22 protein-coding genes and 1 riboswitch are annotated in these 24,293 nt (G+C 72.2%); of the genes, 5 read left to right on the forward strand and 17 right to left on the reverse strand.

Annotation, left to right across the window (positions count from 1 at the left end; translation table 11 throughout):
• Nucleotides 1–55: 55 nt before the first annotated feature.
• Genes ABD907_RS06610 through ABD907_RS06620 form a run of 3 tightly spaced genes read left to right on the forward strand, consistent with a single transcriptional unit; the run spans nucleotide 56 to nucleotide 3,764 of the window.
• On the forward strand, nucleotides 56–988 hold the full coding sequence (locus ABD907_RS06610) for a carbohydrate ABC transporter permease (RefSeq protein WP_345214956.1): 933 nt from the start codon (nucleotides 56–58) through the stop codon (nucleotides 986–988).
• Nucleotides 985–1,797, forward strand: coding sequence for a carbohydrate ABC transporter permease (locus ABD907_RS06615; RefSeq protein WP_345214957.1), 813 nt, complete (start codon nucleotides 985–987; stop codon nucleotides 1,795–1,797). The genes ABD907_RS06610 and ABD907_RS06615 overlap by 4 nt, the downstream gene beginning before the upstream one ends.
• 26 nt (nucleotides 1,798–1,823) lie before the next feature.
• Nucleotides 1,824–3,764 (forward strand): glycoside hydrolase family 127 protein, encoded by a 1,941-nt coding sequence (locus ABD907_RS06620; RefSeq protein ID WP_345214958.1) that lies wholly within the window; start codon nucleotides 1,824–1,826, stop codon nucleotides 3,762–3,764.
• A 113-nt stretch (nucleotides 3,765–3,877) separates the two neighbouring features.
• Here the strand turns inward: ABD907_RS06620 and ABD907_RS06625 are convergent, their stop codons facing one another.
• The 12 genes from ABD907_RS06625 to ABD907_RS06680 all read right to left on the reverse strand — a co-directional run bounded on the left by ABD907_RS06625 (nucleotide 3,878) and on the right by ABD907_RS06680 (nucleotide 16,745).
• Nucleotides 3,878–4,102 (reverse strand): hypothetical protein, encoded by a 225-nt coding sequence (locus ABD907_RS06625; RefSeq protein WP_345214959.1) that lies wholly within the window; start codon nucleotides 4,100–4,102, stop codon nucleotides 3,878–3,880.
• Nucleotides 4,099–5,073 carry a hypothetical protein gene (locus tag ABD907_RS06630; RefSeq protein ID WP_345214960.1) on the reverse strand — a complete coding sequence of 325 codons (975 nt, stop codon included), beginning with the start codon at nucleotides 5,071–5,073 and terminating at the stop codon, nucleotides 4,099–4,101. The genes ABD907_RS06625 and ABD907_RS06630 overlap by 4 nt, the downstream gene beginning before the upstream one ends.
• 33 nt (nucleotides 5,074–5,106) lie before the next feature.
• The gene (locus ABD907_RS06635) at nucleotides 5,107–6,414 is read right to left on the reverse strand and encodes a thymidine phosphorylase (RefSeq protein ID WP_345215416.1); all 1,308 of its coding nucleotides are present in this window, start codon (nucleotides 6,412–6,414) and stop codon (nucleotides 5,107–5,109) included.
• A gap of 14 nt (nucleotides 6,415–6,428) precedes the next feature.
• Nucleotides 6,429–6,830, reverse strand: a complete 402-nt coding sequence (locus tag ABD907_RS06640) for a cytidine deaminase (RefSeq protein ID WP_425555666.1) — start codon at nucleotides 6,828–6,830, stop codon at nucleotides 6,429–6,431.
• Between the two features lie 11 nt (nucleotides 6,831–6,841).
• A complete protein-coding gene (locus ABD907_RS06645; RefSeq protein ID WP_345214961.1) occupies nucleotides 6,842–8,113 on the reverse strand; it encodes an ABC transporter permease in 1,272 nt (423 codons plus the stop codon).
• Entirely contained in the window at nucleotides 8,110–9,447 is a 1,338-nt protein-coding gene (locus ABD907_RS06650; protein WP_345214962.1) for an ABC transporter permease, read from the reverse strand. Before ABD907_RS06650 ends, ABD907_RS06645 begins: the two co-directional genes overlap by 4 nt.
• The gene (locus ABD907_RS06655) at nucleotides 9,444–11,024 is read right to left on the reverse strand and encodes an ABC transporter ATP-binding protein (protein ID WP_345214963.1); all 1,581 of its coding nucleotides are present in this window, start codon (nucleotides 11,022–11,024) and stop codon (nucleotides 9,444–9,446) included. Before ABD907_RS06655 ends, ABD907_RS06650 begins: the two co-directional genes overlap by 4 nt.
• Before the next feature lie 103 nt (nucleotides 11,025–11,127).
• Entirely contained in the window at nucleotides 11,128–12,222 is a 1,095-nt protein-coding gene (locus ABD907_RS06660; protein WP_345214964.1) for a BMP family lipoprotein, read from the reverse strand.
• 192 nt (nucleotides 12,223–12,414) lie between these two features.
• Nucleotides 12,415–13,671 (reverse strand): amidohydrolase, encoded by a 1,257-nt coding sequence (locus ABD907_RS06665; RefSeq protein WP_345214965.1) that lies wholly within the window; start codon nucleotides 13,669–13,671, stop codon nucleotides 12,415–12,417.
• A gap of 54 nt (nucleotides 13,672–13,725) precedes the next feature.
• Nucleotides 13,726–14,835 carry a mannose-1-phosphate guanylyltransferase gene (locus ABD907_RS06670; RefSeq protein ID WP_345214966.1) on the reverse strand — a complete coding sequence of 370 codons (1,110 nt, stop codon included), beginning with the start codon at nucleotides 14,833–14,835 and terminating at the stop codon, nucleotides 13,726–13,728.
• Nucleotides 14,836–14,952: 117 nt separating this feature from the next.
• The gene (locus tag ABD907_RS06675; RefSeq protein WP_345214967.1) at nucleotides 14,953–16,131 is read right to left on the reverse strand and encodes a YihY/virulence factor BrkB family protein; all 1,179 of its coding nucleotides are present in this window, start codon (nucleotides 16,129–16,131) and stop codon (nucleotides 14,953–14,955) included.
• 32 nt (nucleotides 16,132–16,163) lie between these two features.
• A complete protein-coding gene (locus ABD907_RS06680) occupies nucleotides 16,164–16,745 on the reverse strand; it encodes a 2'-5' RNA ligase family protein (protein ID WP_345214968.1) in 582 nt (193 codons plus the stop codon).
• 272 nt (nucleotides 16,746–17,017) lie between these two features.
• Between ABD907_RS06680 and galK the strand changes: the two genes are divergently transcribed.
• Nucleotides 17,018–18,304, forward strand: coding sequence for a galactokinase (gene galK, locus ABD907_RS06685; RefSeq protein WP_345214969.1), 1,287 nt, complete (start codon nucleotides 17,018–17,020; stop codon nucleotides 18,302–18,304).
• 114 nt (nucleotides 18,305–18,418) lie between these two features.
• Here the strand turns inward: galK and ABD907_RS06690 are convergent, their stop codons facing one another.
• Together ABD907_RS06690 and ABD907_RS06695 are read right to left on the reverse strand one after the other, a co-directional pair.
• Nucleotides 18,419–19,132: a PIG-L deacetylase family protein gene (locus ABD907_RS06690; protein WP_345214970.1), complete on the reverse strand. Its 714-nt coding sequence runs from the start codon at nucleotides 19,130–19,132 to the stop codon at nucleotides 18,419–18,421.
• 50 nt (nucleotides 19,133–19,182) lie between these two features.
• Nucleotides 19,183–20,136 (reverse strand): helix-turn-helix domain-containing protein, encoded by a 954-nt coding sequence (locus ABD907_RS06695; protein ID WP_345214971.1) that lies wholly within the window; start codon nucleotides 20,134–20,136, stop codon nucleotides 19,183–19,185.
• Nucleotides 20,137–20,252: 116 nt separating this feature from the next.
• Here ABD907_RS06695 and ABD907_RS06700 point away from each other — a divergent pair, with 116 nt between their 5' ends.
• Nucleotides 20,253–20,969, forward strand: coding sequence for a class I SAM-dependent methyltransferase (locus ABD907_RS06700; RefSeq protein WP_345214972.1), 717 nt, complete (start codon nucleotides 20,253–20,255; stop codon nucleotides 20,967–20,969).
• Nucleotides 20,970–21,036: 67 nt separating this feature from the next.
• Here the strand turns inward: ABD907_RS06700 and ABD907_RS06705 are convergent, their stop codons facing one another.
• The 3 genes from ABD907_RS06705 to glyA all read right to left on the reverse strand — a co-directional run bounded on the left by ABD907_RS06705 (nucleotide 21,037) and on the right by glyA (nucleotide 24,127).
• Nucleotides 21,037–21,855: an exodeoxyribonuclease III gene (locus tag ABD907_RS06705; protein WP_345214973.1), complete on the reverse strand. Its 819-nt coding sequence runs from the start codon at nucleotides 21,853–21,855 to the stop codon at nucleotides 21,037–21,039.
• A gap of 95 nt (nucleotides 21,856–21,950) precedes the next feature.
• Entirely contained in the window at nucleotides 21,951–22,832 is an 882-nt protein-coding gene (locus tag ABD907_RS06710) for a bifunctional methylenetetrahydrofolate dehydrogenase/methenyltetrahydrofolate cyclohydrolase (RefSeq protein ID WP_345214974.1), read from the reverse strand.
• Complete coding sequence (gene glyA / locus ABD907_RS06715; RefSeq protein ID WP_345214975.1) at nucleotides 22,829–24,127, reverse strand: serine hydroxymethyltransferase; 1,299 nt, start codon at nucleotides 24,125–24,127, stop codon at nucleotides 22,829–22,831. The genes ABD907_RS06710 and glyA overlap by 4 nt, the downstream gene beginning before the upstream one ends.
• A 44-nt stretch (nucleotides 24,128–24,171) precedes the next feature.
• A riboswitch (ZMP/ZTP riboswitch) is annotated at nucleotides 24,172–24,258 on the reverse strand.
• Nucleotides 24,259–24,293: the final 35 nt, after the last annotated feature.

A 24,293-nucleotide genomic window follows, 5' to 3' on the forward strand; every position in this document is an offset into this window, starting at 1 on the left:
GTAGCCCGCACCGCCCGGGGACCCGCAGGGCCCCGGGCCGGCACCGAGGACCCATATGACAACCCAGACAACGCCGGCCGCCGCCGCTGCACGGAAGGGCGGACCCACACGCGCCCGCTCCATCTCGAGGAGCCGTTACGTCTTCCTCGCGCCCGCACTCGTCTTCCTCTCGCTCTTCTCGCTGTACCCGTTGTTCCAGCTGGCCCGGATGAGCCTGAGCGACGTGACCTCCGGGACGCTGAACGCCGAGTGGCCCTTCGTCGGGCTGCAGAACTTCGTCGAGGGCTTCTCCTCCGGTGCCACCGGCGCCGCGCTCGCACGTACGGCCGTCTTCGTCCTCATCGTCACGACCGCCGGGATGCTCGGAGGTCTGGCCGCCGCCATCGCCCTGCGGACACGAGGGCGCTGGTCCCAGGTGCTGCTGGCCGTCATGGTCTTCGCCTGGGCCCTGCCGCCCGTGGTCAACGGCAGCGTCTGGAAGTTCCTCTACGCCGATGACGGCCTGCTGAACACCGTCGCGCGCGGGCTCGGGCTGACCGACGACGCCCTGCCGTTCCTGTACGACCAGTACTGGGCCCTGGCCTCCGTCGCCTTCGTCACCTCCTGGGCGGTCATCCCGTTCAACGCGCTGGTCTTCCGCGCCGCGCTGCTGAACATCTCCCCGGAGGTCTTCGAGGCCGCTGCCCTCGACGGCGCGAACCGCTGGCAGGAGGTCCGGCACATCATGGTGCCCTCGGTGCGCCCCACCATGCTGGTGCTGCTGGTGCTGACGATCGTCTACGGCTTCCGTGGCTTCGACTTCATCTACGTCATGACCTACGGCGGACCCGGGTCCGCGACGAACACGCTGCCGTTCCTCGGCTACCTCCAGGCGTTCAGCCGGTTCGACTTCGGGCTCGGTGCCGCGACGTCGCTGGTGGCCGTCCTGTTCGTCCTCGTCCTGGCGGTGCTCTACGCCCGCAGCATCCGGAAGGAGGAGACCTCGTGAACCGCTCCGCGGGTCCCGTCAACGTTCTCCTGAAAGTCTTGTTCACGCTCCTCTACGGCGTGCCGATGCTGTGGATCGTGCTGACCTCGTTCAAGACGTCCGGGGACGTGTTCGGAGAGTCGGCCCTCCTTTTCAGCCCCGTGACCACCGCCTACGCCGAAGCGCTGAACGGCCAGCTCTACACGGCCCTCGGCCAGTCGCTCATCATCGCGGCCGGGACGACGGCGTTCACCCTGGCGATCGCCGTCCCCGCGGGGTACGGCCTGGCCAGGATCAGCGGGTGGATCACCACCATCGGGCTCGGCCTGCTGATCGTCTTCCAGATGCTCCCCCAGACGGCCAACGTCATCCCCTTGTACCAGGTCTTCGGCAGCTGGGGCCTGCTGGACCAGACGGTCGGCGTGATCATCGCCGACACGGCGCTGCTGACCCCGTTCGCCGTCATCCTGCTCCGGCCGTTCTTCCGCGCGGTGCCCATCGAGATGGAGGAGGCCGCCGCGCTCGACGGCGCGCCGGTGCGCCGCACGTTCTGGTCGATCGTCCTGCCGATGGCCCGCAACGGCGTCGCGACCACCGGCACCCTGGTCTTCCTGCTGTCCTGGGGCGAGTTCCTCTACGCGGTCAACTTCTTCCTCTCGCCCGGCCAGTACCCGTTGAGCGCGCTGCTGGCCCAGCAGGTGTCGGCCTTCGGCATCAACTGGCCCGGGCTCATGGCCCTGTCCGTCCTCACCTCCATCCCCGTCCTGCTGATCTACGCGGTGAGCTACCGGCTGCTGCGCGACGGCCTCACCGTCGGCGCCGTCAAGTGAACCGCTCCGCGAAAGGAAGCCACTCCATGTTGAACACCGCTGCCAGCGCCACCCTCGACGGCCGTCCCGTTGCGCCGTCGCACGGACGGCTACGACCCGTCGGCATCCAGGACGTGCGGATCTCCGGCGGGTTCTGGGGACGGATGCAGGAGCTGAACGCCGACGTCATCATCGACCACGCCGAGCGGTGGATGGAGCAGGTCGGCTGGATCGGCAACTTCGACGCTGCCCGTGCGGGGCGCCTGCCCGCGGACCGCCGTGGGCGCGAGTTCTCGGACTCCGACGTCTACAAGCTCATGGAGGCGATGGCGTGGGAGATCGGCCGAACCGGCGACGCCGATCTGGAGCGCCGCTTCGCCGCGCTCACGGACCGGATCGCCCCCGTCCAGGAGCCCGACGGCTACCTGAACACCATGTTCGGCCGGCCCGGGCAGCAGCCGCGCTACTCCGACTTCGAGTGGGGGCACGAGCTCTACTGCTTCGGTCACCTCGTCCAGGCCGCCGTGGCGCGGGCCCGCACCCATGGCCGGGACACCTTCGTCGACGTGGCCGTCCGGGCCGCCGACCATGTCTGCGACGTCTTCGGACCGGGCGGGAAGGAGGCCGTCGGCGGCCACCCGGAGATCGAGACCGCCCTCGCCGAGCTCGGCCGCCTGACGGGCGAGCAACGCTACCTCGACCAGGCGGCGCTCTTTCTCGAGCGGCGCGGGCACGGCCTGCTGGGCGAGATCGAGCTCGGCCAGGACTATTTCCAGGACGACGTGCCGGTCCGGGACGCGGAGGTGCTGCGCGGCCACGCCGTACGGGCCCTGTACCTCTCGGCCGGGGCCGTGGACGTGGCCACGGAGCGGCACGACAGGGAACTCCTCGGCGCCGTGGAGCGCCAGTTCGCCCGCACCGTGGCGAGCCGGACCTATCTGACCGGCGGCATGGGCTCGCGGCACGAGGGCGAGGCGTTCGGGCTGGACCATGAGCTGCCGTCCGACCGCGCGTACTCCGAGACCTGCGCCGGCGTCGGAGCGTTGCAGGTGGCGCAGCGGCTGCTCCTCGGCACCGGTTCGCCGACCCATGCGGACCTCATCGAGCGGGTGCTCTACAACGTCGTCGCCGCGTCCCCCGCCCAGGACGGCAAGGCGTTCTTCTACTCGAACACGCTGCACCAACGCGAGCCGGGCACGACGCCGGCGCAGGACAGTCCCAGCCCTCGTGCGGCCTCCAGCCTGCGGGCCCCGTGGTTCGCCGTCTCGTGCTGCCCGACGAACGTCGCCCGCACGCTCGCCTCTCTCGGCGCCTACGTGGCCACGGTCGACGACGGCGGCCTCCAGCTGCACCAGCACGTCGCCTCCCGCATCGAGACCACAGTCCCCGACGTCGGCACGGTCGGCATCGAGGTGAGCACCCGGTACCCCGAGGACGGCACCGTCGGCGTCACCATCACCGAGACCCCGGACGACCCGTGGACGCTGTCGCTGCGGGTGCCCGCCTGGGCGCACTCCGCCACGGTCCGCCGCGGCGCCTCCGTGACGGAGGCCGGCCCGGGCTACGTCGAGCTCGAGGGGCCGTGGCACCGCGGCGACACCGTGGAGCTCGAGCTCCCGGTGCGGGCCCGCTGGACCTGGCCGAGCCCCGCCGTCGACGCGCTGCGCGGGCAGGTGGCCGTCGAGCGCGGCCCGATCGTGCACTGCCTCGAATCGGTCGACCTGGTCCCGGCCGACCTGGGTACCGACGTCGACACGGTCGAGGTCGTCACGGACGAGGAGCCGGTGGAGCAGGACGGCGAGGTCCTCGTGCCGGTGCGCGTCTCCGGAACCGCCGCAGAGCCGGAGGGCCGGCCGTGGCCGTACCAGGACCACCGGCCGGCGACCGAGCCGCGGTCCGACACGCGTCTCGCCCCCCTGGTGCCGTACCACGCGTGGGCGAACCGCGGCCCGTCGACGATGCGCGTCTGGATGCCGGTCGCCGACTGAGGTCTGGCCGCGTAACTGACGTCTCACGGTGAGCGCTGACGGATCGGCCCAGAGCTGACGTCCGACCATCAGTGGGCCGGATCGTCAGCGCTCAGCGTGGGTGGTCCGGCCCGTCAGTACGACCCGGACTCGTCGTCGGCGTCGCTCTCGTCGTCGAGGTCGGGGACCTCGTCGAGCTGGTCGGCGACGTCGGCCGCGTCGGCCTCGCGCGTGGCGACGGCCAGCTCGGGCTCCGGCTCGTACTCCTCGGGAACGGGCTCGCCGTCCACGTGGTGCTCCTCGCCCACGACGTCGGGATCCAGCTCGATGGCGGTGGGTTCCGGTCGATCGGTACTCACGGCTCCTCCTTCGCACTGGATTCTGGACCAGCCCGATCAGCGTGCCCCCCGCCGCGGGCGGACGCAAGCGGCCAGCGCCGCAGGTCGGGGCGGCTCGTACGCGGCAGCAGCAGCCAGCACACGTGCGTCCAGTGACCGAGCGCCGCGTGCGGCGCGGTGCGTCCGAGCAGGTCGGCGACGGGGACCTGGTGCACGTCGCCGCCCGCGGGCTCGTACAGGTGCAGCACCGGGTTCCCGGCGCCGTCGTAGCCCCGGTTCTTCGCCCTCGCGGGGGGCGGGACCGCGAGCACGACGTGCCGCGGGACGGCGGTCGTCACACCGCGGCCGAGGTCGCCGCCCGCGTAGAGCGGCACCGGCGTCCCACCGAGCGTGGCCTCGTGCGCGGCGGCCAGCAGCGGCGCGGTGGCCGCCGCGGCGTCGTCGAGCGGGAGGTGCTGGTAGCGCACTCCCGGGAAGCGCGCCTCGCGGGCGGCCGTCCACGGCGGCGTCCCGAGGGCCGGCGGCCACGGCAGCAGGCGCAGCGCCCGGGCGGACGTCCGGCGCTGGATGTGCTGCTGGGCGGCCGTGAGGCGGTCCGCCGTCGACGCGAGCCGCGCCACGTCGAGCCCGGGCCCGGGCGCGCGCGGGATCTCGGGAGGGATCCGGTGGGCGGGCAGATCTTCGGCCAGCTCACCTGTCTCGAGCCAGCGGGCGAGCACCGGATCGCCGGTGGCCGCGAGCATGAGCAGCACGGTCGAGCCGCACGTCGTCCCGTCGGTCTGCGTCACGCGCACGCCGCCGAGGACGACCGGCTGCGGCGGGACCGTGCCGAGCGCGCCGCGGTGCCGCCCGGCGGCGCGCCGGCGGCTCATCGCCGCGGTCACCGGCCCCGGCTCCTCCCCGTCCTCCGCCTCGGCGGGTCCGGCACCGGCCAGAGGGCGAGCCAAGGGCGCGACGAGGGCGCCGAGCGAGAGTCGACGCCACAGGTCCATGTCGCCCAGCGTGCCGGACGCCGAGCCCGGTTGCTACTCCTGCGCCGTGATCCTGTCGAGGACGACGGCGCCTCCCGACCGGGAGACGGACCGTTCGGGCTCCGGTGCGACGGCGACGGCGCCCGCCAGCACCTCGCGCGCCCGGGCGAACCGTTCCGGAGTCGCGGTGTGCAGGGTGAGCACCGGCTCGCCGGCCCGCACCCGCTCCCCCGCTCTGGCGTGGATCTCGACACCGGCGACGGCCTGGACGGGGTCCTCCTTGCGGGCCCGCCCGGCGCCGAGCCGCCAGGACGCCACACCGACGGCGTACGCGTCGAGAGCGGCGACGACGCCGTCGTCCTCGGCGACGACGGTCTCGGTGTGTTCCGCGACCGGCAGCTGGGCGTGCGGATCGCCGCCCTGCGCGGCGATCATGCGACGCCAGACGTCCATCGCGCGGCCGTCGGTCAGGGCGTCGGCGGGGTCGACGTCGTCCTTGCCAGCGGCGGCGAGCATCTCCCGGGCGAGCGCGAGGGTCAGCTCGACGACGTCCTGGGGGCCGCCACCGGCGAGCACCTCGACGGACTCGCGCACCTCGAGCGCGTTGCCGATCGTGCGGCCCAGCGGTGTCGACATGTCGGTGAGCAGCGCGGTCGTCCGCACGCCGGCGTCCGTGCCGAGGTCGACCATGGTGCGGGCGAGCTCGCGGGCGGAGGCGAGATCCTTCATGAAGGCCCCGGAGCCGACCTTGACGTCCAGGACCAGGGCGCCGGTGCCCTCGGCGATCTTCTTGCTCATGATCGAGGAGGCGATCAGCGGGACGGACTCGACCGTGCCGGTGATGTCGCGCAGGGCGTAGAGCTTCTTGTCCGCGGGCGCGAGCCCGGCGCCCGCCGCACAGATGACGGCGCCGACCTCTTCCAGCTGGCCGAGGATCTGCGAGCCCGACAGCGTGGCCCGCCAGCCGGGGATGGCCTCGAGCTTGTCGAGGGTGCCGCCGGTGTGCCCGAGCCCTCGACCGGAGAGCTGGGGCACGGCGACGCCAAAGGCCGCGACCAGCGGTGCCAGGGGCAGGGTGATCTTGTCGCCCACCCCGCCGGTGGAATGCTTGTCCGCCGTCGGCCGGGACAGCGACGAGAAGTCCATGCGCTCCCCGGATCCGATCATCGCCGCCGTCCAACGAGCGATCTCGGAACGGTCCATCCCCCGCAGGTAGATCGCCATGGCGAGGGCGCTCATCTGCTCCTCCGCGACGGCGCCGCGGGTGTAGGCGTCGACGACCCAGGCGATCTGCTCGGCGGTCAGGGTCTCGGCGTCGCGCTTGGTCCGGATGACGTCGACGGCGTCGAACGGCTCAGTCATGTCGGAGGGCTCAGTCATGCTCGCCTCAGGTGGTCGGGCCCGAACGCCTCGGGAAGCAGCTCGGACATCGTCCGGACGCCGCCGGTCAGCTTGACCTCGAGGGCGGCTCCGCCGTGCTCCCACAGCAGCTGGCGGCAGCGCCCGCACGGGGTGAGGAGCTCACCTGCGGCATCGACGCAGGTGAACGCGATGAGGCGGCCGCCGCCGGTGCGCACCAGGTCGGAGACGAGGCCGCACTCGGCGCACAGGGTCACGCCGTACGCGGCGTTCTCCACGTTGCAGCCGGTGACGGTGCGGCCGTCGTCGACCAGTGCCGCGGCACCCACGGGGTAGCCGGAGTAGGGCGCATAGGCGCGGCCCATCGCCTCGCAGGCGAGGTCGCGCAGCAGCGCCCAGGTCGCAGTGTCCGCGGTCACCGGTTCACCTCTCACTTGATGTACGGCACGTTCTCGGCGGCGGGCGGCCGGACCCGGCCCACGAACCCCGCGACGGCGAGGATGGTCACGGCGTACGGGAGCATGAGCAGCAGGTCGGAGGAGATGCCCGCCCCGATGCCGGAGAGCATGTTGACCAGGCTCTTGGAGAAGCCGAACAGCAGCGCGGCGGCCACGGCGCCCTTCGGTCGCCAGCGGCCGAGGATCATCGCGGCGAGCGCGATGTATCCCTGGCCGGCGGACATGTTCGTCCCGAAGGCCAGGCCCGAGCCGACGGTGAAGAAGGCGCCGCCCAGTCCCGCGATCGCGCCTCCGACGATCGTGTTGACCACGCGCGTACGGCCCACGTTGATGCCGACGGTGTCGGCCGCCTTCGGGTGCTCGCCGACGGCGCGGGTGCGCAGGCCCCACCGGCTGCGAAAGACGAGGACCTGCAGCACGATCACGGCCACGTACATGACGTACACGAGCACCGTCTGTCGGAACAGCACGGGACCGATGACGGGGATGGACGCCAGCCCTGGGATGGCGATCTCCGGCATGGACTGCCGGGTGTTGAGGGCCTCGGCGTTCTCCGTCATGACGGTCGAGAACAGGAAGCTCGTCAGGCCGAGGACGAGGACGTTGAGGACGACGCCGACGATGATCTGGTCCACCCAGTACCGCACGGCGAAGAACGCGAGCAGCGCCCCGACCAGGGCCCCGGCGACGGGGGCAGCGATCATGCCGAGGTAGGCGCTGGTGGTCAGGGACCCGACGGCGGCCGCGAGGAAGGCACCGCTGAGGAGCTGCCCCTCGATGGCGATGTTGATGACGCCGGAGCGCTCGCACACCACTCCGGCGAGCGCACCGAAGACCAGCGGCACCGACAGCGCAAGCGCGCCGCCGAGCAACGTGGTCAGCGGGATGATCGTCGTGCGGCCGGCCCCGACCCAGGTCAGGAACGCCAGGACGAACGCCACGCCGAAGATCGCCGGCAGCCACCAGCCGACCGGCGCGCGGCGCACGGCTGCCCAGGTCGCCACCGCGGTCAGGACGACCATGACGACGACGAGGACGACGTTGGTCGCCATGGCGGGCAGGACGGCGTCCGGGATCTCGAAGAAGTCCCCGGCGCGGCTGATGCGGAAGATCGTCTGGCCGCTGCGGGGGAACGCGAGCAGCGCGAGCAGCGCGAGCAGCGCGTACGTCACCGGCCACCGCCACCTGACGGGCGGCAGCGTGCGCTCCTCGGCTCGGGGCTCGGGGGTCGTCACGGCACTCACGCCGTCACCTCCTTCGTGGCCGGAGCGGACCTGCTGCGGCGCGGGCGCGCGCCCGGAGCGGGCAGCCGGAAGATCGCCCGGACCAGCGGGGGTGCCGCGATGAGCAGCACGATGATCGACTGGACGACGAGGATGATGTCGATCGACGTGTCGGTGGTGGACTGCATCAGCACACCGCCGGCGCGCAACGCGCCGAACAGCAGCCCGGCGACGAAGGTCCCCAGCGGCCGGGAGCGGCCCAGCAGAGCCACCGTGATGGCGTCGAAGCCGTAGCTGGCGGCGACGCCTCGGGTCAGCACGAACTCGGTGCCGAGGACCTGCGCCGACCCGGCCAGACCGCAGAGTGCGCCCGAGACCACCATCGTCAGCACCACGACGCGTTCCACCGAGATGCCGGCGTTGCGCGCGGCGTGGGGGTTGGCGCCCGCGGCCCGTATCTCGAAGCCGATGGTGGACCGGTCGAGCAGCCACCACACACACGCGGTGGCGACGATCGCGACGAGGAAACCGGCGTGCAGCCGGAACGATTCGCCCAGGAGCAGCGGGTAGGCGGCGGTCGCGGTGCTGATCTCCGGCGAGATCGGGTTCGGCGAGCCGGGAACCTGGAAGGCCTCGGTGCTGAGGAGGTACGCGATCAGGTAGAGACCGATGTTGTTGAGCATGATCGTGACGATCACCTCGTTGGCGCCGGTCTTGGCCTTCAGGAGTCCTGCGATCCCCGCCCAGATCGCTCCGCCGAGCGCCGCCCCGATCACGGCGAGCACGACGTGCAGCACGACGGGGAGGTCGTAGGTGAAGCCGATGAACCCGCCGAAGATGGCGCCGAGGATGATCTGACCCTGACCACCGATGTTGAGCAGTCCGGCGCGGAAACCGACAGCCAGGCCGAGACCCGCGAGGATCAGCGGGGTCGCGAACGTCAACGACTCGGTGATGGGGCGGATCGCTCGCGTGGTGGTGTCCGACTCGAAGTCGTAGATCGCCCCGCGGAACAGGGCTTCGTAGGCGTTGTAGACGGCGTTCCACACGGCCTCGAAGGTGTCCGAGGGTCGGTCGAACAGGTACACCGCGCTGTCTTGGACGTCGGTGTCGGCCAGCGCGATGAGGACGGCGCCGGCGAGCAGCGCCAGCACGATCGCCAGCACGGAGACGATCCAGGAGCCGGAGAGCAGCTCGCGCACGAGCTGGCCGGAGCGGCCCTCGACCGGCCCGTCGGTGCGGCTTCCGCCCGGCTCACGATCCGGATCGCGCGCGGCGTCCGCCTGCGCGGCCTGGTCCGCCTCCGCGCCTGGGTCGCCCGGATGCTGGGCGGGTCGGGTGTTCTCGTCGCTCACGGGACGTCCTCGTGGTCTGCGGCCGCGTCTGCCTCGCCGAGGGTGGTGTGGTGGGCGGTGGCCTGGGCCTGCGCGTCCTCGAGCGGGACGCCGGCCATCATCAGGCCGAGCACGTCGCGGTTCGTGTCGCCGTCGACGATGCCGACCACCCGACCGCGGTACATCACGGCGACCCGGTCGGCCAGGGCGTGCACCTCGTCGAGCTCGGTGGAGACGATGAGGACCGGGGTGCCCTTGTCGCGCTCCTCGACGATGCGCCTGTGCAGGAACTCGATGGAGCCGACGTCGACGCCGCGAGTGGGCTGCGAGGCGACGAACGCGCGCAGCGGCCGCGACATCTCCCGCGCCATGACGACCTTCTGCTGGTTGCCGCCGGAGAGGGTGGAGACCGGGTCGGACACCGAGGTGAGCCGGATGTCGAACTCGGCCACTCGCTGCTCCGCGCCCTCCAGCACGGCGGTCGGGTTCATCGCCACGCCGGACGCGAAGGGCGGCTGGTCGTACTGGTCCAGGACGAGGTTCTCGGCGACCGAGAAGGAGTCGATGATGCCGTCCGTGCTGCGGTCCTCCGGGACGAAGCCCAGGCCGGCCCGCAGGCGCTGTTTGACGGAGCGGCCGACGAGCTCCTGACCGTCCAGGGTGATGGATCCGCTCACCGGTTCCGTGAGCCCGACGATCGTCTCGGTCAGCTCAGTCTGCCCGTTGCCCTGCACACCGGCGACGGCCATGACCTCGCCGCTGCGCACGCCCAGGTCCACGTGGTCGACGACGACGTTGCCGGCCGGGTCGAGCACGGTCAGGTCGGAGAGGACGAAGGCCTCCTCGCCGCGGCCGGTCGAGGCCTTGTCGACGGAGAGCTCGACGGACCGGCCGACCATCATGGAGGCGAGCTCGCTCTCGGAAGTCCCCGGCCCGGCCTCCCCCACGACCTTGCCGCGGCGGATGACGGTGACGCGGTCCGCGATGGCTCGGACCTCGCGGAGCTTGTGGGTGATGAAGACGATCGACGTGCCGGCCGCCTTGAGCTCACGCATGATCCCGATGAGCTCGTCGGTCTCCTGCGGGGTCAGCACCGCCGTCGGCTCGTCGAGGATGAGCACCTGCGCGTCCCGCGAGAGCGCCTTGATGATCTCGACCCGCTGCTGCGCCCCGACGGGCAGATCCTCGACCACCGCGTCCGGGTCGATGTCGAAGCCGAACCGGTCGGAGATCTCGCGCACGCGCCGGCGCGCCGCGTCGAGGTCGAGGAACCCCGCGCCCCGGGTGGGCTCGTAACCGAGGGCGAGGGACTCGGCGACCGTGAAGACCGGGACGAGCATGAAGTGCTGGTGGACCATGCCGATGCCCGCGGTCACGGCGTCGCCCGGTCCCGAGATGGTCACGGGCTCGTCGTCGAGGAGGATCTCGCCGTCGTCGGGCTCGTAGAGCCCGAAGAGTACGTTCATCAGGGTGCTCTTGCCGGCGCCGTTCTCGCCGAGCAGGGCATGGATCTCGCCGGGCTCGACGACGAGGTCGATGTGGTCGTTCGCGACCAGGGACCCGAAGACTTTCGTGATCCCCCGCAGTTCCAGCTTCACGTCGATGCGCTCCTCGTCAGCGTGCCCGCGTCCGGGCCCTCACGGTACCTGCGCACGCGCGCGGCCCGGCCGGTGGCCGGGCCGCCGCGTCGTCAGGAGAGGGTCACGGAGCGTTCGGCGTCTGAACCTCGAGGTCGCCGGAGATGATCTGCTCACGCAGGTCGGCGACGGTGTCCTTGACCTCCTGCGGCACCGCGTCCTCGAACTCGTGGAACGGAGCCAGGCCCACGCCCTCGTTCTCGAGCGTGCCGACGTACGGCTCGGCGCTGAAGCTGCCCTCGACCGCCTGCGAGATGGTGTCCTGCACGGCCTGGTCGATCTCCTTCATCACCGAGGTCAGGACGATGTCGCCGTACTCGGTCGACTCGTGCCAGTCGGAGTCGACGCCGATGATCATCACGTCACCGGCCTCCGCGGCGGCCGCGGCGGCGCCGAGGCCGACCGGGCCGGCGACCGGCATGATGATGTCGGCGCCCTGGGCGATGAACTGCTGCGCCTGCTGCTGGCCGTTCGCCCGGTTCTCGAAGTCACCGGTGAAGGCGCCCTCCTGCGCCTCCTTGTCCCAACCGAGGAGCTGGACGTCGGCGTCGTTCTCCTCGTTGAAGTGGGCGACGCCGTCGGCGAAGCCGTCCATGAAGATGGACACCGACGGGATCTGCAGACCGCCGAAGGTGGCCACCGTGCCGGTCTCGGTGGTGCCGGCGGCGACGTAGCCGGCGAGGAAGGCGGCCTCGGCCGTGTTGAAGAGGATCGGCTTGGCATTCTCCAGCTCGATCGGCTCCTGGCCCTCGCTGAAGGTCTGGTCGACGAGACCGAACTTCAGGTCGGGGTTGTCCTCGGCGGCCGACTGGATGGCGTTCTCGAGCGGGAACCCGACCCCGATCGTGAGGTTGCAGCCCTGCTGGACCATGGAGTCGACGTTCGGACCGTACTCGGACTCGGACTGCGACTCGGCGGTCGCCTGCTCGATCCCGAGCTCCTCGACGGCGGCCTGGAGGCCTTCGTACGCCGACTGGTTGAAGGACCGGTCGTCCCAGCCGCCCGCGTCGGAGACGAGGCACGCGGTGAAGTCGGAGGCGCCGCCGGCGGTGGTCTCCCCGCCTCCACCGGTCTGCTCTTCCTCGGGTGCGGCGCCGCAGGCCGTGAGCGCGAGGGCCGCTGAGGTCGCCAGCGCCGTCGCAAAGATGCTCTTCTTCACGAATGTGTCTCCTGGAGGTTGGGGCCGAAGCCGAGGTGGTTCTCACCCGACGGGAGTCGGCATGACGTTGCGACAGTATGCCGTCGGAGCGGCCGCGGGAACCCTCCGGTGAGGAGGAGCGGGTCAAAGCGTTACCGAACTGTTTCCGCAGCGCACCGCGTGAGCGGCCGGTGGTCGGGTCGAGCCCGGGCCTCAGCCCGGCGACGCCGACGCCGACGCGAGGCTGTCCGTCTCGCCGTCCGCGGCGAGCAGGGCGGTGCGGGCGAGCAGGCGCGCACCGATGCCGATGGCGGCCTCGTCGAAGATGATGTCTCCGCGATGCAGGTCGAAGGCCGGGCCGCCCGGCGTTCGTGTCCCCAGCCGCACGAGCGCCCCGGGGACGCGGGTGAGGTACCAGGCGAAGTCCTCCCCGCCGAGTGACTGCTCGGTGAGCTCGACGGCGTCCGGACCGATGACGTCCTTGGCCGCGGCGTCCACCACCCGCACGGCCCGCTCGTCATTGACCACCGGGGGGATGCCGCGCACGTAGTCCACGTCGGTCTCGACGCCGTACGGCGCGACGACGTGCTCGATGGCGTCCTCCATGATCCTGCCGAGCCGCCGCCACTCCCGGGCGTCGAGGCACCGGATGGTGCCGGTGATGGTGCCGGACGTCGGGATGGCGTTCGCGGCGCGGCCCGCGCTGACGGCCCCCCAGGTGAGGTTGGCGCCGGAGCGGGGGTCCGTGCGGCGCCCGAGGATCGCCGGCAGGGTGGTCGCGAGCTGACCGAGGGCGTAGACGACGTCGCCCGTCAGGTGCGGGCGGGAGGTGTGACCGCCCTCGGAGGTCACCTTGACGGTGAGCGTGTCCGACGCCGCCGTGATCGGCCCGATCCGCGAGCCGACGTGCCCGACCGTGACCTTCGGGTCGCAGTGCAGCGCGAAGATCTGGTCGACGCCGTCGAGCACGCCCTGGTCGATGGCGGCGCTGGAGCCGCCCGGCTGGACCTCCTCGGCGGGCTGGAAGACGCAGCGCACACCGATGGGTAGCAGTCCGGCGTCGTCGAGCTCCTTCAGGGCGAGGGCGGCGCCGACAAGCGCCGTGGTGTGGACGTCGTGGCCGCAGGCGTGGCAGTACCCGTCCCGCTCCGAGGCGAACGGCAGCCCGGAGGTCTCGTGCAGTGGCAGCGCGTCCAGGTCGGCACGCAGGCCGACCCGCCGGTGCCCCTTGGTACGCCGGTCGGGGCCGATGTTGACCACCAGGCCGGTGAGACCCAGCGGGCGCGGGTCGAGCCCGGCGTCACGAAGGACCTGCAGCACGTACGCCGTGGTGTCGTGCTCGCTCCACGCCGGCTCCGGGTGGGCGTGGATGTGCCTGCGGATCTCGATGAGCCGTGGCTCGAGGTTCGCGACGATGTCGTTGACACGCCGGGCGGCGATGGAGTTGGTCGGAGCAGGAACGGCACGCACACCGCCGACCTTAACCGTTTCCCCGAGGAGTGCCGGATGACGGACGGCGCGTGGTCAGCGCAGGTGGTCCCGGGACGGGCCGAGCGACCCGACGACGTTCTTGACCCGCTGCGCATGCTCCCGCGTCGTGACCAGCAGTGCGTCCGGCGTGTCCACGACGACGACGTCCGGCACTCCCAGCAGCGTCACCGTGCGGCCGGTGCCCGGCACGACCAACGCACCGGCCGCGTCCGTGGCCAGCACGTCGCCGTCGCCGAGGACGCGGACTCCGGACTGGTCCTCCTGCAGGAGACCGGCCAGGTTCTCGAAGTCTCCGACGTCGTCCCAACCCATCGCGGCCGGGACGACGGCGACGCCGCCCTGGGCAGCCACCGGCTCGGCGATGGCGTGGTCGATGGCGACCTTCTCCAGGGTCGGCCAGACCCGGGCGAGGACCTCGTCGCGGGCCGGGCCGTCCCAGGCGTCCGCGATCTCGGCGATTCCGGACGCCAGCTCTGGCCGCTGGGCGCAGAGATGGTCGAGGAGGACGTCCGCCCGGACGACGAACATGCCCGCGTTCCACCGGTACTGACCGGTCGCCAGGTAGGCCGCAGCCGTGTCGGCGTCGGGCTTCTCGGTGAAACCGAGGACGTGGCGTGCGCTGTCCGCGACGGCACCGTCCACCTCGACCGGATCGCCGGCGCGGACGTACCCGAAGGCGGTCGACGGGTGGTCGGCCTCGATCCCGATCGTCACGACGTATCCCGCCCGGGCCACCGCCACCGCCTCCCGCACCGCCGCCTCGAACGCGTCCTGGTCGGTGATGACGTGGTCGGCCGCGAAGGAGCCGACGACGACGTCACCGTGACGGCGGCGCGCCACCGCCGCCGCGAGCGCGATCGCGGCCATCGAGTCCCGCGGGCTCGGCTCGGCGAACAGGTTCTCCTCGCCGAGGTTCCCCAGCTGCTCGAGCACCGCGGGTGCGTGGGCGGAACCCGTCACGACGGCGATCCCACCGGCCGACGCCACCGGCGCCAGCCGGTCGAACGTCTGCTGCAGCAGTGTCCGGCCGGAGCCGGTGAGGTCCAGCAGGAACTTCGGCGCGCCGCGCCGCGAGAGCGGCCACAACCGCGTACCGGCGCCGCCGGCGGGGACGATCGCGTGCAGGGGCTCGGCGTGCGGCATGGGCACAGCCTAGGCGGGGGGTGGTGCCGGCATCCGTGGTTCGCGAGGTGACCAGGTCCCGTCGATCGCGACCCTTCCTCGCGAAGGCATGGCGACGCCCGACACGGTCCGGCAGGGTCAGCGCCGGTCGCCGTGGGAGGTGCTGCGGGGGAGCACGGCGTCGGCCTTCCGCGCCTTGGTGAGCCGACGCTCGAGCCGGGCGATCCGGCGTCGTCGCAGGCGCGCGGCGAGGCCTGGGCGCGGTTCGGACACGGGCTCCGGCTCCGGCTCGGGCCGGGCGTTGGCGGGCTCGATCACTCCGGTGAGGGGCTGGTGATCCCACTCGCGGGTCCTCGGGACCGACTCGGTGACGTAGTTCGGTCTCTCGTCGAGGTGGACGTCCTCGGCGCTCTCCGGCCGCACGGGCGCCGGCGGGTTGGCGGTGAACGCCGCGACGACGAGCACGATCCGGGCGGCGACATTGACCCAGAGCATCAGGGCGACCAGTGCGGCGAACGGGGCGAGCAGCGGGTCGTCCACCGTCCCGAGGAGCGTGGTACCGAGGAGGCGGAGGCCGCCGACGGCGACGGCACCGAGCAGGGTGCCGGTCAGGAGGTCACGCCGGGGCGGGCGGACGCCGGCCGTGTACCGGAACAGCATGATGAACACGCCCCAGTCGACGACGAGCGCCATCCCCAGGCCGGCGATCCGCACGGTCAAGCTCGTCACGGCCCCGTCGAGACCGACCAGGCCGAGGACCGTCTCCGCGAGCGTGCTCGCCAGCGCACCGAGCACCGACGAGAGCAGGATGCCGACGGCGAGCACGACGAAGCCGAGCAGGTCACGGACCTTGGAGATGCCGATGTTCTCCGGCGGGGCGACGATGCCGAACATCGCGCGGATGGAGCTGCGGAGCGCCGACATGACCCTGAGGGACGTCCAGACCAGCACGATGAGGGCGACGATGCTCGCCGGCGTGATCGCGGTGTCCAGGACCAGCGTGTCGGGGCTGATCATCCCGTTCTCGTCGTCGGCGGTCTCCTTGAGCAGGCCCGGCAGCGCATCGTCGATCGCCTCGAGCACCGTGGAGCGCAGTCCCGCGTTTCCTCCGAGGACGGCCATGAACGCGGTCCAGGAGATCGTCAGGGCAGCCGAGATCGAGAACAGCGCCGCGTAGGCGATGCCGCCGGCCAGCAGGTTGCCTCGGGCGATGGTGTAGCGGTCGAGCGACCGGCCCGGGCGGGTCCGGCGCAGCCGGTCGAACGCGGCCTTCAGCCGAGCGAACCGCCCCTGCTCCTTCTCGTCGGCGGGCGGCATGGTGCTGAGACTAGTGGCGCGGCGCTACGGGTCTATGACGGGACCGCCGACGGCGCGGTCCCCGCATCGGCACCGTGTGCAGCGAGGACGAACCTTGCCACGGTGCGCCAGACGCCGTCGTCCCCGTGCTCGTACAGGCGCATGCTGCCCTGGGCATAGGTGGCCTCGAAGTCGGAGACCAGGGAAGCGGCCCGGTCGAGCACGTGGTCGTCCAGGTCGTGCGCGACGGTGACGTGCGGGTGGTACGGGAAGCGCAGCTCCTGGGCGAGCAGACCCTGACGCACCGCCACCTGCAGCGCTGCGCACTCCGCCGCCCCGCGCACGACGTTCACGAAGACCACCGGGCTGACCGGACGGAAGGTCCCGGCGCCGCTGAGCCGCACGACGAAGGGCACGGCATCCGCGGCCACCGCGGCCAGGTGGTCGGTCACCTCGGGCATCCCGTGCTTGTCGACGACGGTCGGTCCGAGCAGCGTCACATGCGGCGGGACGGCGTGCGCCATGGGGTCGCCGACCCGCGAGCGAACGGACTGGAGCACGCTGGAGTAGGGCGGCGGAATCTGCAGCGCCACGCCGATACGGACCTGGCCTGGCCGGCGTTCCGGCAGGTGCACGGTCTACCTCCCCCTGCGACTCGAGCGGTCGGAGCGACCGAGGAGGCCGGGCCGGCGGGTCGGACCGTGCCGCTGCACGGACCCACATCGTGGCAGCAATGCCGTGGCCGACGCACCCCGGGCGGAAACGGCGGCGGCCTTCTGCCATCATCGAACCCATGCCGGGCACCACGCCCGAGAAGCATGCCGGGCACCACGCCCGAGAAGATCGCCGAGCGGTGGCGCGAGGTCATGGCCGACGATGTTGTCGAACCTGCTGAGGAGTCCGCCCGATGAGCGAGAGTGCCGAGACCGCGATGCTTCCGGCGTGGGATGCGGTCGAGGGGGCCGAGCGTGCCCGCGAGCTGTTCGCGACGACGTTCGGCGGCGAGGCCGAGGGCGTCTGGTCCGCGCCGGGCCGGGTCAACATCGTCGGGGAGCACACCGACTACAACGGCGGCCTGGCACTGCCGATCGCGCTCCCGCACCGCACCTACGTGGCCGTCGCCCGCCGCTCCGACCGGCGCCTGCGGCTGGTCAGCTCGGCGGCCGATGGCGTGGCCGAGGTCGACCTGGACGCCGTCGGGCCCGTGGGTACCGCGGGCGAGGTGACGGGCTGGCCGTCCTACGTCGCCGGCGTCGCCTGGGCGCTGGAGCAGGAAGGGCTCGCGTCCGGCCTGCCGGGGCTGGATGTCGCCGTCGTCTCCTGCGTGCCGACCGGCTCCGGCCTGAGCTCCTCCGCGGCGCTGAGCTGCTCGGTGGCGGTGGCCTGGGACGAGCTGGCCGGGCTGGGGCTCGCCGGGCCGGCGGACGACCCGTCCGACGCCGGACGAGCCGACCTGGTGACGGCGTGCGTGCGCGCGGAGAACGAGATCGCCGGCGCACCGACCGGCGGGATGGACCAGGCGGCAGCTCTTCGCGCTCGGGAGGGCGACGCCCTGCTGCTGGACTGCCGGGACGGGTCGGTCGAGCACGTGCCGCTCGACCTGGCCGAGGCCGCGCTGGAGCTGCTGGTGGTGGACACCCGTGCCGAGCACTCGCACGCCGGCGGCGAGTACGGGCAGCGGCGCGCGACCTGCGAGGCGGCCGCGAAGGTGCTCGGTGTGCCGGACCTGCGCACGGTGGCCGAGGCACACGTGCACAGCCAGGACACGCTCGACCACGTGCTGCCGCGGCTGGCCGACGACGAGCAGCGCAAGCGCGTGCGCCACGTCGTCACGGAGATCGATCGTGTCGAGTACGTCGTCGCCCGGCTCCGGGACTCGTCGAGGGCCCCGCTCCACGGGGCGACGCTGGAGAACATCGCATGGGCCCTGGACGCGTCGCACAACTCCCTGCGCGACGACTACGAGGTCTCCTGCCGCGAGCTGGACCTGGCCGTGGATGCCGCCCGGGGTTCCTGGGCGCACGCCGCCCGGATGACCGGCGGCGGCTTCGGCGGCTCGGCGATCGCGCTCGTGGACACGCGTCACCTGGACGAGGTGACGGCCGCCGTCGCCAAGGCCTTCGCCGACGCGGACCTCAGGGCGCCGGCCTTCCTGCGGGCCGTCGCGGCGGCTCCCGCCGGCCGCACCGCCTGAGGCGCAGCCAGCCTCTCGCGAGACGTCGCTCCCTCGCCGAGATGCCACGACCCCGCCGCCGAGCTGTCATGCGCCGAGACGTCACTCCCCGGCCGAGTGGTCATCGGTGTGTGCTCAGCCGCGGAAGGTGAAGAGCTCGAACCCGACTGCTCGCTCGGCGTCGAAGCCCGGCTTCGGCTCCGTCACCCTGCCGATCTGGCGGGCCGCCTGCTCCTCCACCGGGGTCGCCGGGTCCAGCACCTCGAGGTAGCGCTGGTGAGCGGTCAGCGAGGCGACCGCTCGGTCGACGGCTGCCGTGACGTCGACGGCATGCGTCGGTGTCGGGGTCGCCACCGCGGCCCACCGGGCGTTCCAGAGGTCGAGGTGGACCAGCTCAGGGAAGATCCATTCGTTCCCCGCGTCGGCGACCGCGTCGAGGGTCGCCCGGCCCAGGGCGCGGTGGTCCGCGCTGTTCAACATGCCCGGACCCCACGTCTCGCCGTAGTGCCCGGTGACCACCAGCTCGGGCCGGTGGCGACGGATGGCGGCCGCGAGGTCGCGACGCAGCTCGGGTCCCTCGATGAGGCGGCCGTCGGGGTGCCCGAGGAACTCCACCTCGCTCACGCCGACGATCGACGCCGACGCTCTTTCCTCGTCCTCGCGCAGCGGGGCGGACTCGGTCGGCGGCAGGCCCGCGATCCCGGCCTCACCGCTGGTCGCCAGCACGTAGCGGACGTCCTTGCCCTGATCCGTCCATGTCGCGACCGCGGCCGCGATCCCGTACTCGATGTCGTCGGGGTGCGCCGCGATGACGAGCGCACGCTCCCAGTCCTGAGGCAGCTGCTCCACGCCGTCGAGATTACTGCGGCATCGCGGTGCACGACAGGGACTGGTCGAGCTCATCCGCCGCTTCGAGGCACAACCTGCCCGGACCGCGTGGACCGTCGCCAGCGCTCCGGCGTCACACCGTGCCACTCCCGGAACCGCCGACCCAGGTAGGCGGCGTCCCGCAGGCCGGTCCGGGACGCGATCGCCGCGAGGGTCAGGTCGGTCTCCGCGAGCAGGCGGCGCGCCTCCACCATGCGGCGCTCGGTGATCCAGTCGAGCAGGGTGCGGCCCGTGCGTTCCCGGACCACGGTGGTCAGGTGGCCGGTCGTGTACCCGAGGGACGCCGCGACGTCGCCGGCCGACACCGGCTCCGTGAACACCGCCTCGATCTCGTCGAAGACCCGGGTCACCAGCTGGTCGGGGACGGACCCGGCCGGCGGCGCCAACCGGGAGGCGGCGACCAGGATCCGGGTCAGGAGCGCGGCGACGGCGTCGCGCGCACCGAGCCGGCTCGGGTCGCTCACCTCCTCGGCGAGCTCGGCGAACCAGGACGACCAGCGCTGCCGGTCGGCCTCGGGGACGAGCGCACGACCGCCGTCGGCCACGAAGATCGACAGGAGCGGGTGCAGCGACCAGGCGAGCGGCGACACGGAGGCGAGCGACGGGACGGCGTCCGGGGTGAAGAAGACCGACCAGCCGTGGCTGTGCGTGATGCGCGAGATGGCGCTCACGCCCATCACCTGACCGGGCGGGACGGCGATGACGGTCCCGTCCCGCAGCTCCCACTCCTCGCCGCCGATCGAGACCGTGCCGCTTCCCTCCTCGACGTAGACGAGGACGAGGAAGTCGTGCGCGTGGCGGTGGTCGGACGGCAGGTCGGACGTGTCGTGATCGACGTGGACCACAGACACCGGTGCCACGCCGGGACGTGCGTCGTAGCGGAAGACCGGGGTGCCGTCCGAGCGCACCGTGCGCAGGCGACCGACCGGTCCGGCGGACGTACCGCCCGAAGATCGTCCGGTCATGTCCGACATCCGTCCTGTCCCGGCGAGGCTCGGCGAGCGAGGCTGTGCAGCAAGACAGCCGGTCTACCACGTTCCGGCACGGCACAGGCACGAGCGATGGGTAGCAGACAGAGACGATGAAGATGACCAGCACGGCGAACGTTCGGATTCTTGACCAGCGCAGCCCACAGGAGCGTGAGCGAACATTCCTGCCCGGCACGGGCAAGGAATGGCTGCTCCCGTTCTACGACGCGTTCAGCCGGTTCGCCGGCATCCGGGCGCTCCACCGGCGGGCCGTCACCCGGGCGGGTATCACCGCCGGCCAGGTCGTCCTCGACGTCGGCTGCGGCACGGGCAATCTGGCGCTCGCCGTGCTCGATGCGGTGCCGGGCGCCAGAGTGACCGGCCTCGACCCCGACGGCCGCGCCTTGCGCCGGGCCGCACGCAAGGCCGTGCGGCGCGGCGTCCCGCTGACCCTCGTGCAGGGGTACGCGGACCGGCTGCCCGGGGCGCAGGCCTCGTTCGACCACGTGATCTCGTCGCTGGCCATGCACCACGTGGACGACGACGGCCGGACGGGTTTCGCCCGAGACGTCGCCCGGGTGCTGCGGCCTGGTGGAATGGTCACGATCCTCGACTTCGGTGGCCCCGGCGACGGCGCAGGTCACGGCCACGGCCACGCGCACCGGCACGGCCTGCGCCGCCGCCGGACCGGGAGCCCGCACGTCTCGCGGAACGTCGACGGCTCCCTGGCGGAGCTGCTGGACGCGGCCGGGCTGCGCGACGCCCGCGAGACCGAGCACCTCGACCACCGCTCCGGTCCCGTCACCATCGTGCAGGCGAGACGCGCCTGAGACCCGCCGGGCGCCCGGTCGCTCGCCGCCGCGCCCGGCGAATTCGCGTCCGCATCCGCCGCGGGGCTCAGATCTGGTAGTCGACCACCACGGGCGCGTGGTCGGAGAACCGCTGGTCGTACGCCGGGGCACGGTCCACCACTGCGGATGTCGCGCGCGCGGCCAGCTCCGGCGTCGCCAGCTGGTAGTCGATACGCCAGCCGGCGTCGTTGTCGAAGGCCTTGCCGCGCCAGGACCACCACGTGAACGGACCCGGCCCGTCACCACCGAGGCGCCGGCCGACGTCGACCCAGCCGAGGTCGTCGAACCACCGGTCGAGGTAGGCGATCTCGCCGTCGAGCGCACCGGAGTTCTTGTTGTAGTTGCCCTTCCAGTTCTTGATGTCGGGCTCGCGGTGGGCGACGTTGACGTCGCCGCCGACGATGACGTCCCGCTCCCCCGCCGCCGCCTGCCGCGCGAGCTCCGAGAGCCGCGCGGTGACCTTCTCGAGGTGCGCGTACTTCAGGTCCATCTTCTCGGTGCCCGCCGTGCCGGAGTGCAGGTAGACCGAGACCGCCGTCAGCGGACGGTCCGAGCCGGGAGCGTCCAGGTCCATCTCGACCCAGCGGCCCGTGTCCACGGCGGCCTCCGGGACCCCGTTGCCGAGGCCCACCCGGACCGCCCGGGCGGGCAGGCGACTGGCCACCGCGACCCCGGCACGCCCCTTGAAATCGCTGGCGTGGTGCGCCGTCGTCCACTCGTGGCCGAGGTGGTTCTCGAGGATCTCGTCGGTCGCGCGAACCTCCTGCAGGAGCAGGACCTCGGGTCGGCGATCGTCGAGCCAGCTACCCATCCCGCGCTTGTAGGCAGCGCGGATGCCGTTGACGTTGACGGAGGCGATTCGCATGCCTCAATCGTGACCGATACGGCAGGCGCGTCGGCCCCCGGTCCGACGATTTCCGGGCATGAGTGCCGATTGTCACGCCGCCCGACCGTCGCGGGTCAGCCGGCCTGGCGCTCCGCAGAGTCGACGACGTTGGCCAGCAGCATCGCGCGGGTCATCGGCCCGACGCCGCCGGGGTTCGGCGACAGCCACGACGCGACCTCCGCAGCGCCGTCGGCCACGTCCCCGCGCAGCCTGGCCTTGCCGGTCTCGGGGTCCTCGACGCGCGAGACGCCCACGTCGAGGACGACGGCGCCGGCCTTGACCATGTCGGGCGTGACGATTCCCGGGCTGCCCGCCGCGGCGACGATCACGTCGGCGTTGCGCACGTGCGAGGCCAGGTCGCGGGTGCCGGTGTGGGTCAACGTCACCGTCGCGTTGATGGTCTTGCGGGTGAGGAGCAGCCCGATGGAGCGGCCCACCGTGGTGCCCCGCCCGACGACGCACACGTCCTTGCCTGCCAGGTCGATGCCGTACCGGTCGAGCAGCTCGAGCACGGCGCGTGGCGTGCACGGCAGCGGGGAGGTGATCTCCTCCGCGACCCGCAGGACGAGGCGACCGAGGTTGGTCGGGTGAAGACCGTCGGCGTCCTTGCCCGGGTCGATGAGCTCGAGCACGCGGTTGGCGTCGACGCCCTTCGGCAGGGGCAGCTGCACGATGTATCCGGTGCACGCCGGGTCCGCGTTCAGGCGCGCGACGGCGGCCTCGACGTCGGCCTGGCTGGCGTCCGCCGGCAGGTCCTCGCGGATGGAGGAGATGCCGACCTCGGCGCAGTCGCGGTGCTTGCCGCCCACGTAGGCCTTCGAGCCCGGGTCGTCACCGACGAGCACGGTGCCCAGGCCGGGCGTGATGCCCCTCTCCCGGAGCGCGGTGACCCGCTCGGTGAGTTCCGCCTTGATCGTTGCCGCTGTCGCCTTGCCGTCGAGAGTCTGTGCCGTCACTGGTCCAGTCCTGGGTAGAGGGGGAAGTTGTCGGTCAGGGCCCGGACCCGGGCACGCATGCCGAGGACGTCCGTGGCCGAGCCGTCGCGAAGGGTGGTGGCGATGATGTCAGCCACCTCCGAGAACTCTGCCGCGCCGAAGCCGCGGGTGGCCAGCGCGGGTGTGCCGATGCGCAGGCCGGAGGTCACTCGCGGCGGCCGCGGGTCGTTCGGCACGGCGTTGCGGTTGACGGTGATGCCGGCGTCGTGGAGGAGGTCCTCGGCCTGGCGGCCGTCGAGCGCGGAGTCCCGCAGGTCGACGAGGACCAGGTGGACGTCGGTGCCACCGGTGAGGACCGAGACGCCCGCGCCGCGCACGTCGGGCGCGGTCAGCCGCTCGGCGAGGATCCGGGCGCCCTCGAGCGTGCGCTCCTGCCGCTCGGCGAACTCCTCGCCGGCGGCCAGCTTGAAGGCCACGGCCTTGGCGGCCACCGCGTGCATGAGCGGTCCGCCCTGCTGCCCGGGGAAGACGGCGGAGTCGAGCCGCTTGGCCCACCGTTCCTTGTCCTGGGCCAGGAGCACACCGGAGCGAGGCCCCCCGAGGGTCTTGTGGACGGTGGAGGACACGACGTCGGAGACGGCCACCGGGTTCGGGTGGAGGCCCGCCGCGACCAGCCCGGCGAAGTGCGCCATGTCGGTCCACAGGTAGGCGCCGACCTCGTCGGCGACCTCCCGGAACGCCCCGAAGTCGAGCTGGCGCGGGTAGGCGGACCACCCGGCGATGATGACCTTCGGGCGGGTCTCGAGCGCCGCCTGGCGGACGAGGTCCATGTCGACGCGGTGGGTGTCGGGATCCACGCCGTAGGCGGAGACGTCGTACAGCTTGCCGGAGAAGTTGAGCTTCATCCCGTGGGTGAGGTGCCCGCCGTGCGCGAGCGACATGCCGAGGACGGGGTCACCGGGCTCGGCGAGCGCGTGCAGCACGGCGGCGTTGGCCTGTGCTCCGGAGTGCGGCTGGACGTTGGCGTACTCGGCGCCGAAGAGGGCGGAGGCGCGGGAGATGGCGAGGTTCTCGGCGATGTCGACCTGCTCGCAGCCGCCGTAGTAGCGCCGGCCTGGATAGCCCTCGGCGTACTTGTTGGTCAGGACGGAGCCCTGGGCCTCGAGAACCGCGCGCGGCACGAAGTTCTCGCTGGCGATCATCTCGAGGGTGCCGCGCTGGCGGTCCAGCTCGCCGCCGAGGACGGCCGCGATCTCGGGGTCCAGCTCGGCGAGCGACTGGTCTGCCACGGGAGTCCTTGTCGTGGTTTGGCTCATACTTCCCTCCGAAGGTCACACGTGCGCGTGGTATTCCACTGGTGACCCTCGGCCCAGGCGTACGACCTCAGGGGTGCTGCTCGTGTCGCTCCCCGGTGGTGATCCACCCGGCGCCAGTCACGACACGTCCAATGTACACACCCGACGGCGGAGCTCGTCCACCCCG

It is taken from the genome of Georgenia halophila, from assembly GCF_039541595.1.